This window comes from Mesorhizobium sp. L-8-10 (assembly GCF_016756635.1).
In the GTDB taxonomy this organism is placed as follows: domain Bacteria; phylum Pseudomonadota; class Alphaproteobacteria; order Rhizobiales; family Rhizobiaceae.
Genome location: NZ_AP023263.1, coordinates 6359981 through 6372748, shown reverse-complemented (window position 1 = coordinate 6372748; position 12768 = coordinate 6359981). Strand labels below are relative to the sequence as shown.

Here is a 12768-nt window from a genome sequence, read left to right as displayed (position 1 = left end):
ACGCCCTCATCACTGCGGAATGCAAGAAGTGTCCGATCCGGTTCTTGTCGAAGTTCTCCGTGGCGACACGGTCGAAAGCCTGCACCGCGGCGCGGTTGTCGTCGTCGACGCCGACGGCAAGACGGTGCTGGCCCTGGGCGAGATCGATCGCCCGGTGTTTCCTCGTTCCGCTGTCAAGACGATCCAGGCGCTGCCTTTCGTCGAAAGCGGGGCCGCCGATGCCTGTGGTTTCGGCGACCGGGAACTTGCGCTGGCCTGCTCGTCCCATTCCGGCGAGGCCGCCCATGTCACCCTGGCCGAAGCCATGCTGGCCAAGGCAGGGCTCGCCGAGTGTGCGCTCGAATGCGGCGCGCACTGGCCGTCCTCGCAGGATGCCATGGTCGAGCTTGCCCGCGCGGGCAAAGTGCCGACGCAGTTGCACAACAACTGCTCGGGAAAGCACTCGGCTTTCCTGTGCACCTGCCGTCATTGTGGAATCGATCACGCCGGCTATGTCGAGGCCGGCCATCCTTTCCAGGACATGGTCCGCGTCACCATGGAGGAAGTGACCGGGGCCGTTCACGGGCCGCAAAACCGAGGCATCGACGGCTGTTCCATCCCGACCTATGCCGTTCCGCTCAGGAGCCTCGCACTTGGCTTCGCCCGCATGGCGACCGGCAATGGCTTGGGGCGGGAGAGGGCGGTTGCGGCGAAACGGCTGATGTCGGCCTGCATGGCCGAGCCTTTCTACGTGGCCGGGACGAACCGTGCCTGTACCCGGCTGATGGAAGCCGCACCGGGGCGGATTTTTGTCAAGACCGGAGCGGAAGGCGTGTTCTGCGGAGCGCTGGAGGAACTCGGGCTGGGCATCGCCATCAAGTGCGACGACGGGGCGAGCCGCGCGGCGGAGGTCGTGGTGTCGCAAGTGCTCGCTTCGCTGTTGCACAAGGACGGGGACGTGTCGACCAGGCTCGCCGGCCTCGCCCGACCCGAATTGCGCAACTGGCGTGGCACGCATGTGGGCCGGCTCCGGCCCGCATCCGTGCTTGCCACGCCGATTGCGGCCTAACTCACGCGGTTCCTTTCCACGGTGAGGTGGCGATAGGCGTCGCTGCCTTCCGCGGCCAGATCGCCGGTGACCTGCCGTGTCCATTCGAAGCCGACGATCGCGCCTCTCTCTGCCCCGTCGATCATATTGTCGGTGATGATGGCCGGGCCGACGCCGGCGACGACCGTGACGCCGATGCCCGTGCGAGCCTTGCGGATGACGTTGCCGGTCGCGACGACATTGCGCATGAACTCGCCCCAGCCGATGTTGATGCCGAAAAGCGGGGCGTTCTCGATGACGTTGCCGCTGGCGGCGCAATCTGCCTCGACCGCGATGCCGACGCCGAAACCGGGCGGATCGGCGGTATAGGGGCCTTGGGTCGACAGGTTGCGCACGATGTTGCCGCTGCACACGCCCATGCGTCCGCCTTCGTTGAAGTTGACCATGGAGATGCCGTTGGCCGCGCCGTCTACGATGTTGGCGTTGATCACGGCTCCTTCATAGGCGAATTCCGCGTAGATCGCCGTTTCGCCGGAGCGCATCGCCTGGTTGCCGACGATCTGGAGATTGCTCGAGCTGTTGGTGCGGATCGCCGAGAAGGCGCAATCCAAGACGCTGTTGTTGGCGATCACGACATTGTCGGCGCGATAGGTGTTGATGCCGTTTCCGAACTGGCCCGTGCCGCCGTTGCGGGCGAGTATGCGTTCCACGCGGTTTCCCATGACGAGCGTGCCGTCCTCGCCGATCTCCCAGCGATGCACGAGGATGCCGCCATTGCCGCAGTCCAGGACGGTGTTCGCCGAAATCCGCAGCCGCCCCGCCTCTACCGAATAGATGCCGGCTTCGGCGGCGCCGGAGATCGTGCAGCGCTCGACGCGGCCGCTCACATGCTGAAGCGCCAGGCCATTCTTGCCTGAGCCGACGATCCGACAATTATCCATGGCGATTTCGTCGACGCGGCGGAAGTCGAGCAGGCCCTGCGCATGGTCGCCGATCCACCGGTTGGCCCCGTCGAAGACGAGGCCGGTAAGCTCGATCTTCTCCGCCTCGTCTGCAAGGAGCAGATGTCCGTCGCCGCCATAGACGATGCGGGTCGCGCCGGGCACCCCCGAGAGCCGGACCCGCCGGGGCAGCGTTATGTTCGAGACGAGATAAACACCAGGAGGCATGAACACGGCGACGTCGCTGTCCGAGGCCGTGCGGAGCAAGTTGGCGAAAGCCCGGCTCTGATCGTCGTGGCTGCCGGGGTGCAGGCCGAAGGTGGTCGCGTCGATCGCGCCGGGCATCGAATTCGCCTCTGTCGTGGCAGCTGCGTCGGCCGAGGCGGGAAGAACCAGCCCGCCGGCGGCGAGGCCGGCTGTGCCGGAAAGGAGGTCGCGTCTGTTCAACATCGGGACAGTTTCCTTGTTGCGACCGTAACCAAGCAGGGACCGTGCCATCCGAAGGAATGCTTCCGTCGATCCTTGTTAAGCCGCTCGGACACGCTTAGATTTCTGGAATGAGCAGAGCTTTCACCCGTCAGGACGACAACGAGACCGGGCTTTCGGATATTGGGGAAAGGCCGGTCAGCCAGCACCGCAATCTGGTGACGCCGAACGGCCTCGCCGCGATGGACAAGGAACTCGCCGAACTGCGCGAGGAATTCGCCAAGGCCGAAGCGAGCGGCGACCGCGAACGCATCGCGCTCGTGTCGAGAGACTTGCGTTATTGGAACGCGCGGCGAGAGAGCGCGGAAGTCTCGGTGCCCGACACCGACAGCAAGGTCGTGCGCTTCGGCATGCGGGTGACCGTCGAGGACGACGACGGCAAGAGGAAGAGCTGGACAATCGTCGGCGAGGACGAGGCCGACGCCGCGCACGGCACGATCTCGCATGTCTCGCCCATGGCGATTGCCATGTTCGGCAAGGCTGTCGGCGACGTCGCGACCGTCAACGGCAAGGACTGGGAGATCGTCGCGCTCGAAGTGGCGTGACTATGCTTCGATGGGCTCGATATGATCGCGGAAGAAGGCGGCTGCGCCGGCTTCGTCGATCTCTCCAGCTGCGACCATTAGCACGAGCTGTATGATATCCTGCTGTTCGGCCTCCACGCTGAAGCCGTTGAAGTAGAGGAAGAGGTCGGCTGCCGCGAAGCCGGTCCTTTTGTTGCCGTCGACGAACGGGTGGTTCTTTACGATCCCAAACAGATAGGCCGCTGCGAGTTCGCAAATGTCGGGCTCGCCATAGGCTTCTTTCTGCTGTGGGCGGAACAGCGCCGATTCCAGCATGCCTTCGTCGCGGATTCCTTGCGCTCCGCCGTGCAGGCGTAACTGTTCGGCATGCATTGCCTCGACGAATTCCCTGCTGTGGAACTCGGTCACTTGGCGAGCACGCGATAGGCGACCTCGTATTTCTTCATACGTTCGCGCGCGATTTTCATTTTGCGCTCGAACTCCTCGGGATCGTCTGCCGAGCGGCGCAGCCTCAACTCGTCGCCATCCTCGATCAGAACGAGGGTGTCACCGGTGCTGAGATTATGCCTCTCGAGCAACTCCTTCGGCAGGATCACGCCCTCGGAATTGCCGATCTTCCGGATGGTCACGTTCATGGCTGTCTCCATGATGTTATAACGCAAGATATAACATCGCTCAGCCAAGAGGGCAATGACTGTTATTACGCCCGTTGCAACAGCCCGCTCATCAAGCGTTCGGCGGCTTCGGGGATGACGGTGCCGGGAGGGAAAATGTCGGCCGCTCCCGCCTTCAGCACCGCGTCGAAATCCTGCGGCGGGATGACGCCGCCTGCCACGATGACGATGTCGTCCCGGCCGAGCCTGCCGAGAGCTTCCCTGAGCTCGGGAATGAGCGTGAGATGGCCAGCCGCCAGGGAGGAGGCGCCCACGATATGGACATCGTGATCGGCAGCGATCTTGGCGATCTCCTCCGGTGTCTGGAACATGGCGCCAACGATCACGTCGAAGCCGAGATCTGCGAAGGCGGTCGCAATGACCTTCTGGCCGCGATCATGTCCGTCCTGGCCCATCTTGGCGACCAGGATGCGCGGCTTCGATCCGGTCTTCCTCTCGAACAGCTCGACCTGCTCCTGGACCCGGTCTACCGCCGCGTTCTGGCCGATCTCCTTTCGATAGACGCCCGAGATGGTGCGGATCTCGGCCACGTGCCGGCCGAATACTTTCTCCAGGGCGAGCGAGATTTCGCCGACGGTGGCCTTGGCGCGCGCCGCATGAATCGCGAATTCGAGCAGGTTGCCGCCCCCCTCGGCCGCCCTGGTGAGGGCCGCGAGCGCGGCCTCGGCCTCTGCGACGTCGCGGGTGCCCTTGAGTTCCTGCAGCTTCGAAAGCTGGCGCGCGCGCACCTCGGCATTGTCCACCTTCAGCACGTCGACTTCGATGTCCCGTTCCGGCCGGAACGCATTCACGCCGACCATCACCTGCTCGCCGGAATCGATACGCGCCTGCGTGCGGGCGGCCGCCTCCTCGATCCGCATCTTCGGAATGCCTTTCTCGATCGCAGCGGCCATGCCGCCGAGGCTCTCCACCTCCTCGATATGCGTCCGCGCCCGGGCGACGAGATCATGGGTCAGCCGCTCGACGAAGGCCGAGCCGCCCCAGGGATCGATGATGCGTGTCGTGCCGGATTCCTTCTGCAGCACCAGCTGGGTGTTGCGCGCGATCCGCGCCGAATGGTCGGTCGGCAGCGCCAATGCCTCGTCGAAGGAGTTGGTATGCAGCGACTGCGTATGGCCTTGGGTTGCGGCCATCGCCTCGATCATCGTCCTGACGATGTTGTTATAGGGGTCCTGAGCGGTCAGCGACCAGCCCGAGGTCTGGCAATGGGCGCGCAGCGACAGCGACCGCGGGTCTTTCGGCGCGAAGTTCTTCTTCATCAAGGCCGCCCACAGCAGCCGTCCCGCGCGCAGCTTCGCGACCTCCATGAAGAAATTCATGCCGGCGTTCCAGAAGAAGGAGAGCCGGGGCGCGAATTTGTCGATGTCGAGGCCGGCGGCGACGCCGGCACGGGCATATTCGATGCCGTCGGCGATCGTATAGGCGAGCTCCAGGTCGACCGTCGCCCCGGCTTCCTGGATGTGATAGCCCGAGATCGAGATCGAGTTGAACTTCGGCATATGCCGCGACGTGTAGGCGAAGATGTCCGAAATGATCCGCATCGAGGGCTTCGGCGGATAGATGTAGGTGTTTCGGACCATGAACTCCTTGAGGATGTCATTCTGGATGGTGCCGGCAAGGTCCTTCTGCGCGACGCCTTGCTCCTCGCCCGCCACGATGTAGAGCGCCATGATCGGCAGCACGGCGCCGTTCATGGTCATCGACACGGTCATCTCGCCGAGCGGGATGCCGTCGAAGAGCTGGCGCATGTCGAGAATGGAATCGATCGCCACGCCGGCCATGCCGACATCGCCGGCGACACGCGGGTGGTCGCTGTCATAGCCGCGATGCGTCGCCAGGTCGAAGGCGACCGACAGGCCCTTCTGGCCGGCGGCGAGATTGCGCCGGTAGAAGGCATTCGATTCCTCCGCTGTAGAGAAGCCGGCGTATTGGCGGATGGTCCAGGGCTGCTGGACATACATGGTCGGATAGGGGCCGCGGATGAATGGCGCCATGCCGGGATAGGTGTCCAGGAACGGCAGCCCGGCGACGTCGCGCTCGTCATAGCTGCGCTTGAACGGGATGCCCTCTGGCGTTTCCCAGCGCTCCAGGCCCGTTTCGGCGGTGCTGCTACGGGGCTGCGACCAGCCGAGCCTGGAGAAATCCGGAATCATGGCCGGCCCTCGACCAGTTCGTCGATGCGAAGCGCGCCCAGCGCCTCGCAGAAAACCGTGCCTTCCTGCGGCGCAGGGCGACGCTCGGCATCGAGCGTCGAGACCGGGCGTTCCGACTTCAGCGGATAAAGCGTCGTGCCGACGATCGACCGCTTCTTGTCGCGATAGGCCTTGGCGCGCTTGTCGCGGGCCTCGCCGACACGGACCTGCAGGCGGTTGTCGGCAAGGCTCTTCAGAGGCCCGCCCTCCGCTTCGATCGCCTGGAACTCCTTCCAGGCCTGCTCGCAGAGCCCGTCGGTCAAGGCCTCGATGCCGCCGGAGCCGATGGCCGGATCGGCGACGAAGTCGACATGGCTTTCTCCGGCCATGACGAGTTGGGTGTTGCGCGCGACGCGGCGCGCGAACGCGTCAGGCAGGCCGTGCGTGATGGTGTGCGGCAGGATGGAGATCGAATCGGCGCCTCCGGTGGCCGCGGCGAAACAGGCGACGGTGGCGCGCAGGATGTTGGTCTCCGGGTCCTTCGCGGTCATCATGCGCCAGGATGTCTCGGCATGTACCTGGCAGGGAACCGGAGCGATCGAGCAGGCCTCCTGCGCCCGCGCCCACAGCTTGCGCAAGGCGCGGACCTTGGCCATGGACAGGAATTGGTCCTGGTCGACGCTGAGCGCGAAACCGATATGCGGCGCGGCATAGACCAGTGGCTGTCGCGCGGCCTCGAACATGCGCAGATGCGACACGGCCGCCGCCAGCATGATGCCCAGTTCCTGCGCCTCCGTGGCTCCGCCATTGTGGAAGACGCGGCCATCGGCCTCGAGCAGCACGCCGGGCACGCCAAGGCCGAAGAAATGCGCCAGCGACTGCGGCATCGAGGCCAGCAGTGCTTCCACCGACATGCGCAGCCTGCCGGTACCCGCAAAAATCGCTGCCGGGTCGATGCCGAAGGACAGGCTGAGATTCGCCGGGTCGACGCGGCGCGCCGTCAGCAGAGCAACGAGCCAGTCGATGCTCGCGCGGCTCATCGGATGGACGTCGATCCTGAGATGGGTGCGTGCGATGTCGATGCCGTCGAGCGCCTTGGCAAGTGCGTCGGGATTGGCCGGGAGTCCGTAGCCGAACGCATTCGGAGCCCCCTCGAAGACAATAGACAGGCCGGTTGCGCCTTGCGCGACGTCTTCCTGCGCCTGACGGTTGGCACGGGTCGGGTCCGGATCGTCGATACGCTGGGTGACGGTCCAGCGGGTGGCGGGGTTGGCGCGGGGGAGCAGCATGGCGTCCTTGGCCCTTTCGTAGAGCGGCATGACCGCGATGGCGTCATCCGTTCGGGAGACGAGCACTTCATCGAATGTGGCGCCGGCCAGCGCCTTGTCCGCGAGCGCCCTCCATTGCGCCGCATCCGACGTTTCGAACCGGACGTCCTCGAGCAGCTTTCCGCCGATCATCATTCCTCCCTATCGCCAGCCTCGTCGAGCAGGATCAGCAGACTTTAATACCCGCTCCCCGCCGCAACGCAACAAAGCTGAACACTTCTTCGGGGCGCGGTCGCCACCCCGTTTGTCATAGGCATATGTCACGCATGTCACCGGCAACGCTCCCCATCACAGCCCTATTCGGAATGACCAAGCTATCCCGGAACGGCGAGCCTGTAACGGCGCATTTTCGTGCAACGCCATTGTGACGCCATCGGCGCCTCATTATACCTTGCCCGAATACTTGCCCCAGGGCCGGCTGGCCCCTTGATCCATTGTCCTGTGCGGAGGTCGAAACCATGGCGGACGAAAGCAGTATTTTCCTCGGTGCCAGCCGCAAGCCGGACGACAGCTACCAGCGGCCCGAAGAACTGCTGCTGAAATACGGCAACCGCCACGGATTGGTGACCGGGGCCACGGGCACCGGCAAGACGGTGACGCTTCAGATCCTCGCGGAAGGCTTCTCCAATGCCGGCGTTCCGGTCTTCGCGGCCGACATCAAGGGCGACCTTTCCGGCATCGCGGCGATGGGCACGGCGCAGGACTTCCTGAGCAAGCGCGCCGAGGCGGTGAAGCTCGACCCGTATGAATTCCAGGAATTCCCGGTCATCTTCTGGGATCTCTTCGGCCAGCAGGGCCATCCGATTCGCGCCACCATATCGGAGATGGGGCCGCTGCTCCTGTCGCGGCTGATGAACCTCACCGAAGCCCAGGAAGGCATCGTCAACATCGCCTTCCGGATCGCCGACGAGGAGGGTATGGCCCTTCTCGATCTCAAGGACCTCCAGGCGCTGCTGGCCAACATAGCCGAACGCGCCGACGAGATCGGAGCGCGCTACGGCAACGTCACCAAGCCGTCGGTCGGGGCGATCCAGCGCTCGCTGCTGATTCTGGAGCAGCAGGGGGCGGCGAACTTCTTCGCCGAGCCGGCGCTGAAAATCTCGGATCTTATGCGCACCACGCGTGACGGACGTGGCGCGATCAACGTGCTGGCCGCCGACAAGCTGATGATGAATCCGCGGCTCTACGCCACGTTCCTGTTATGGCTGCTTTCCGAGCTGTTCGAGGAACTGCCCGAGGTTGGTGATCCCGACAAGCCGAAGCTGGTCTTTTTCTTCGACGAGGCGCATCTGTTGTTCGACGACGCGCCGAAGATCCTCGTCGACCGCGTCGAGCAGGTCGTGCGGCTGATCCGTTCCAAGGGCGTGGGCGTCTATTTCGTCACGCAGAACCCGCTCGACGTGCCCGAGACGGTACTGGCCCAACTCGGCAATCGTATCCAGCATGCCTTGCGTGCCTATACGCCACGCGAGCAGAAGGCGGTGAAGACCGCGGCCGACACCTTCCGCCCGAACCCCGACTTCAACTGCGCCGACGCCATCACCCGGCTCGGCACCGGCGAGGCACTGGTGTCCACGCTCGAGGCGAAGGGCATTCCGTCGATGGTCCAGCGAACACTGATCCGCCCGCCCGCGTCGCGCCTTGGACCGGTTACGCCGCAGGAGCGCCAGGGCATCATGGCTGCAAGTCCGGTGGCCGGCCAGTATGACCAGACGGTCGATCGCGAATCGGCCTTCGAGATCCTGCAGAAGCGGGCTGCCGACCGGGCCAAGGCCGAGGAAGAGGCGCAGCAGCGCGACGCCGGCCAGCAGGGCGGCGGGCGATCGCGTTGGACGTTGCCCGATGGTTTCGGGGATGCCGAGCCCGCGCCCTCGGGCCGCTCGCGCACGACCTATCGCGCGCCGCGCCCCTCGAACCGTCAATCGGTGACCGAGGCCGCGATCAAGTCAGTCGTGCGCTCGGTGGGATCGCAGGTCGGCCGCGCCCTTGTGCGGGGCATTCTGGGAAGCCTGAAGAAGGGGTTCTGAACCGGCCTTCCGGCCGGTTCCGGGCGATCTGTTCCGGGGGCCTCCCGGAACGCGCGTACCATTTTGGGATGTCCTATATTGGGTCAGCTGACGCCGATACCGTTGGTGACGACGATCGGGGTCTTGTTGGGTACCCGATCGTAGAGATCCATCACGTCCTGATTGAGCATGCGCACGCAGCCCGATGAGACCGACTTGCCGATGGTCCACCATTCCGGCGAGCCATGGACACGGTAGAGCGTGTCCTCGTTGTTCTGGAAAATGTAGAGGGCCCGCGCGCCGAGCGGGTTCATCAGACCCGGCTCCATGCCGCCGTTCCTGACGCTGTATTTCTCGAGCTCCGGTTGACGAGCGATCATGTCGTCCGGCGGCGTCCATTTCGGCCACTTGCGCTTCCATTGGATGACCGCGCGGCCGGACCAGGCGAAACCTGCACGACCCAGGCCGACGCCGTAGCGGATCGCCTCGCCGCCCTCGCGCACGAGGTAGAGGAAGTGGGTCGAGGTGTCGACGACTACCGTCCCGGGCCGCTCGCCGGTCGGATCGGCGACGATCTGGCGCAGGAACTTCCGGTTCATCTTCTCCAGCGGAATGCCTGGGAGCTGATAGCCCTCGTCGACGACAGGCGCGTACATCATCTCGTAGCTGCCGAAAGCGGGATCGACGCTGACCGGCGGCATTACCTTGGGTGGCACGGAAATGTCGTGGCGAAATGTCGTGCAGGCCGAGAGCGCCACGGATGCGGCGCCGGCGGCGGAGAGGGAGAGGAGGCGGCGGCGGGTAAGGGAGGCAGGCGAAGTCGCGGACATGATGACCTTGTTCTTGCAGTTCAAAAAAAGCGTGGCCGTCCCGGCCGGGACGGAGCGTCTTTTCCTCCCGTTGATGTCGAAGGCGATAGGCGGTTCGAATTCCGACTTCAGGGTGAAGAAAGCAAGGCGAAGTTGTGAAGGTTCCGGCCTTGTTGCATTTCTGCCACGGCCGTTCCGCCGTCGAGAATCGGGGCGGATCCCCGGACGGCGCACGATGCGTCGACTGAGGGACTGGAAGTGCCCCGCTTCAAGGGTGGGTCAACCCGCCGCGAGCAGTCCTTCGAGGGACGGCAGGATGACGTCGGGGCTAAGGTCGCGATACTCGTCGGGCTGAGCGGTGCGGTTGATCCAGACCGTGCGGAAACCGAACTTCGTCGCACCCGCAACGTCCCAGCGATTCGACGACTGAAAGGAGACCGCACTCGGATAGAGCCGCCATGCTGTCGTTGCCATGTCGTAGACGGAAGGGTCCGTCTTGAACCGGCGCAGCGCGTCGACCGAGAATATCTCGTCGAGGACGTGGTCCAGTGCCGCGGACTTCACGGCCGCTTCCAGCATCCTGGGAGAACCGTTGGAGAGGATGGCCAGACGCGCGCCGTCGGCCTTCAGCGCCTTCAGTACGGCGGGCACCTCGGGGTAGCAATCGAGATGCCAATAGGCGTCGAGCAACTCGGCGCGGAGCTTGGGGTCGGCCGACGGGATCTTCTGGAAGGCAAAGTCGAGCGCCTGCTCGGTGAGCTGCCAGAAATCGGCATAGGCGCCCATCATGCTGCGGGTCCAGGAATATTCGAGTTGCTTGGCGCGCCAGATCTCGGAGAACATCTGGCCGTCCGGGCCGATCCTGCCCGCCAGCCGGCGCACGGCGGCATGGACGTCGAACAAGGTTCCGTAGGCATCGAACACGTAGGCGGAATGGCGCATGGCTTCCTCTTGCGTCGCCAGAGTTTCCCGCATGCACCGCCCCTGCCGCGGACCATGGCTGGCGCATGTACTGGACCGAGCGATTCTCTCGTCAACCCGGTTGACGATCGCACCGCAAAGGTATTCTGCATAGGGCCACGTCGAAAAGATGGAGCATGCCGATGAGCTTGGCGACCCCCGCGCAATCCAGGACCTGGACCTTTGTCGATGGCGACTGGCATGAGGGCAATGTCGCAATCGTCGGCCCACGCTCGCACGCCATGTGGCTGGGCAGCAGTGTCTTTGACGGGGCGCGGTGGTTCGAAGGCGTGGCCCCCGACCTCGACCGGCATGCGCGCCGGGTCAATGCCTCCGCCATCGCGCTCGGGCTGAAGCCGACCGAGACGGCCGAGACCATCTGCCGGCTGACCTGGGAGGGCCTGCGCAAATTCGATGGCAAGACGGCTGTCTATATCCGGCCGATGTATTGGGCCGAGCATGGTGGCTATATGGGGGTGCCGGCCGACCCGGCCTCGACCCGCTTCTGCCTCTGCCTCTACGAATCGCCGATGCTTCCGCCGGAAGGTTTTTCCGTGACGGTTTCGCCTTTCCGCCGGCCTTCGCTGGAGACAATGCCTACGAACGCCAAGGCCGGATGTCTCTACCCCAACAACGGACGGGCGATCATGGAGGCCAAGATGCGCGGCTTCGACAATGCCCTCGTTCTGGACATGCTGGGCAACGTCGCCGAAACCGGCTCGTCCAACATCTTCATGGTCAAGGACGGCGTGGTCTTCACGCCGGCCGCCAACGGAACGTTCCTTTCCGGCATCACCCGCTCGCGGACCATTTCGTTGCTCGCCGAGGACGGGATGCAGACGGTCGAACGGACCTTGTCGGTTCGCGAATTCATGGAAGCCGACGAGATCTTCTCGACGGGCAACCATTCCAAAGTCGTGCCGGTGACACGCATCGAGCAGCGAATCCTGCAGCCCGGACCGGTGGCCAGGAAGGCGCGCAAGCTCTATTGGGACTGGGCGCATTCGAGCGCCGGGAAGTGACCGGATATTTCCGCGCAAACCGCGATCGTGCGGTTGAGCTGTCGCAAAACCCGCCTATCTTCCGGAGCAGGACCTGCCCGGACATTGCCAAAGAAGGAGTATGATCCATGGCTTTCGAACTGCCCGAATTGCCCTATGACTACGAAGCTCTGCAGCCCTTCATGTCGAGGGAAACGCTGGAATATCATCACGACAAGCACCACAAGGCCTATGTCGACAACGGCAACAAGCTGGCGGCCGAGGCCGGAATGGACAACCTCTCCCTCGAGGAGATCGTCAAGCAGTCCTTCGGCAAGAATCCCGGTCTCTTCAACAATGCAGGCCAGCACTACAACCACATCCATTTCTGGAAGTGGATGAAGAAGGGTGGCGGCGGCAACAAGCTTCCGGGCGCACTGCAGAAGGCGATCGACAGCGACCTCGGCGGCTACGACAAGTTCAAGGCCGACTTCATCGCAGCCGGCACCACCCAGTTCGGCTCGGGCTGGGCCTGGCTCTCGGTAAAGGACGGCAAGCTCGCTGTCTCCAAGACACCGAACGGCGAGAACCCGCTGGTCCACGGCGCCACGCCGATTCTCGGCGTCGACGTGTGGGAGCACTCCTACTACATCGACTACCGCAACGCCCGGCCGAAATATCTGGAAGCCTTCGTCGACAGCCTCATCAACTGGGATTACGTGCTGGAACTCTACGAGAAGGCCAAAGGCTGATCGCAGCATTCCGAGACGGATGGCCCCCGGCATCGCCGGGGGTTCTTGTTTGTGTATGAGCGTTCACGGAAGCGTGTAGCGATTTCGCGGAAGTTTTGGTCCAGCTTTCGCGTTGCCGACAAGGGGCGGCATTTCCACAACCGGAGGAC

At 64.2% G+C, this 12768-nt stretch carries 12 protein-coding genes; 5 read left to right on the top strand and 7 right to left on the bottom strand.

All coding sequences use genetic code 11. The features are described 5' to 3' along the window. The first annotated feature begins 28 nt into the window (after positions 1–28). A complete protein-coding gene (locus JN280_RS29840; protein ID WP_202307656.1) occupies positions 29–1048 on the top strand; it encodes an asparaginase in 1020 nt (339 codons plus the stop codon). On the opposite strand, the gene JN280_RS29835 is transcribed toward JN280_RS29840, so the two are convergent. Continuing rightward, positions 1045–2418: a TIGR03808 family TAT-translocated repetitive protein gene (locus JN280_RS29835; protein ID WP_202307655.1), complete on the bottom strand. Its 1374-nt coding sequence runs from the start codon at positions 2416–2418 to the stop codon at positions 1045–1047. The two genes, JN280_RS29840 and JN280_RS29835, sit on opposite strands and share 4 nt — an antisense overlap. A 107-nt stretch (positions 2419–2525) precedes the next feature. Between JN280_RS29835 and greA the strand changes: the two genes are divergently transcribed. Next, entirely contained in the window at positions 2526–2999 is a 474-nt protein-coding gene (gene greA / locus JN280_RS29830; protein ID WP_202307654.1) for a transcription elongation factor GreA, read from the top strand. Here the strand turns inward: greA and JN280_RS29825 are convergent, their stop codons facing one another. From JN280_RS29825 to JN280_RS29810, 4 genes are all read right to left on the bottom strand, one after another. Further along, on the bottom strand, positions 3000–3386 hold the full coding sequence (locus tag JN280_RS29825) for a type II toxin-antitoxin system death-on-curing family toxin (protein ID WP_202307652.1): 387 nt from the start codon (positions 3384–3386) through the stop codon (positions 3000–3002). After that, complete coding sequence (locus tag JN280_RS29820; RefSeq protein ID WP_202307651.1) at positions 3383–3613, bottom strand: AbrB/MazE/SpoVT family DNA-binding domain-containing protein; 231 nt, start codon at positions 3611–3613, stop codon at positions 3383–3385. The genes JN280_RS29825 and JN280_RS29820 overlap by 4 nt, the downstream gene beginning before the upstream one ends. Positions 3614–3678: 65 nt before the next feature. Beyond that, positions 3679–5805, bottom strand: a complete 2127-nt coding sequence (gene scpA, locus JN280_RS29815) for a methylmalonyl-CoA mutase (RefSeq protein ID WP_202307650.1) — start codon at positions 5803–5805, stop codon at positions 3679–3681. Next, positions 5802–7244, bottom strand: a complete 1443-nt coding sequence (locus tag JN280_RS29810) for a methylmalonyl-CoA mutase subunit beta (protein ID WP_202307649.1) — start codon at positions 7242–7244, stop codon at positions 5802–5804. The genes scpA and JN280_RS29810 overlap by 4 nt, the downstream gene beginning before the upstream one ends. Positions 7245–7570: 326 nt before the next feature. Between JN280_RS29810 and JN280_RS29805 the strand changes: the two genes are divergently transcribed. Then, positions 7571–9139 (top strand): helicase HerA-like C-terminal domain-containing protein, encoded by a 1569-nt coding sequence (locus JN280_RS29805; RefSeq protein ID WP_202307648.1) that lies wholly within the window; start codon positions 7571–7573, stop codon positions 9137–9139. Positions 9140–9222: 83 nt separating this feature from the next. Here JN280_RS29805 and JN280_RS29800 read toward each other — a convergent pair whose 3' ends face one another. Together JN280_RS29800 and JN280_RS29795 are read right to left on the bottom strand one after the other, a co-directional pair. Further along, positions 9223–9948, bottom strand: coding sequence for a L,D-transpeptidase (locus JN280_RS29800; RefSeq protein WP_202307647.1), 726 nt, complete (start codon positions 9946–9948; stop codon positions 9223–9225). A 258-nt stretch (positions 9949–10206) separates the two neighbouring features. Further along, the gene (locus JN280_RS29795) at positions 10207–10869 is read right to left on the bottom strand and encodes a haloacid dehalogenase type II (protein ID WP_202315109.1); all 663 of its coding nucleotides are present in this window, start codon (positions 10867–10869) and stop codon (positions 10207–10209) included. 161 nt (positions 10870–11030) lie between these two features. On the opposite strand from JN280_RS29795, the gene JN280_RS29790 reads away from it, so the two are divergent. Further along, positions 11031–11909, top strand: coding sequence for a branched-chain amino acid aminotransferase (locus tag JN280_RS29790; protein ID WP_202307646.1), 879 nt, complete (start codon positions 11031–11033; stop codon positions 11907–11909). A gap of 107 nt (positions 11910–12016) precedes the next feature. Beyond that, a complete protein-coding gene (locus tag JN280_RS29785) occupies positions 12017–12619 on the top strand; it encodes a superoxide dismutase (RefSeq protein ID WP_202307644.1) in 603 nt (200 codons plus the stop codon). Positions 12620–12768: the final 149 nt, after the last annotated feature.

Coding starts and splice junctions, on each gene's coding strand:
- JN280_RS29810 (WP_202307649.1), bottom strand. CDS start 7,244: ATGATCGGCGGAAAGCTGCTCGAGGACGTCCGGTTCGAAACGTCGGAT.
- JN280_RS29795 (WP_202315109.1), bottom strand. CDS start 10,869: ATGCGCCATTCCGCCTACGTGTTCGATGCCTACGGAACCTTGTTCGAC.
- JN280_RS29800 (WP_202307647.1), bottom strand. CDS start 9,948: ATGTCCGCGACTTCGCCTGCCTCCCTTACCCGCCGCCGCCTCCTCTCC.
- greA (WP_202307654.1), top strand. CDS start 2,526: ATGAGCAGAGCTTTCACCCGTCAGGACGACAACGAGACCGGGCTTTCG.
- JN280_RS29790 (WP_202307646.1), top strand. CDS start 11,031: ATGAGCTTGGCGACCCCCGCGCAATCCAGGACCTGGACCTTTGTCGAT.
- JN280_RS29805 (WP_202307648.1), top strand. CDS start 7,571: ATGGCGGACGAAAGCAGTATTTTCCTCGGTGCCAGCCGCAAGCCGGAC.
- scpA (WP_202307650.1), bottom strand. CDS start 5,805: ATGATTCCGGATTTCTCCAGGCTCGGCTGGTCGCAGCCCCGTAGCAGC.
- JN280_RS29820 (WP_202307651.1), bottom strand. CDS start 3,613: ATGAACGTGACCATCCGGAAGATCGGCAATTCCGAGGGCGTGATCCTG.
- JN280_RS29835 (WP_202307655.1), bottom strand. CDS start 2,418: ATGTTGAACAGACGCGACCTCCTTTCCGGCACAGCCGGCCTCGCCGCC.
- JN280_RS29785 (WP_202307644.1), top strand. CDS start 12,017: ATGGCTTTCGAACTGCCCGAATTGCCCTATGACTACGAAGCTCTGCAG.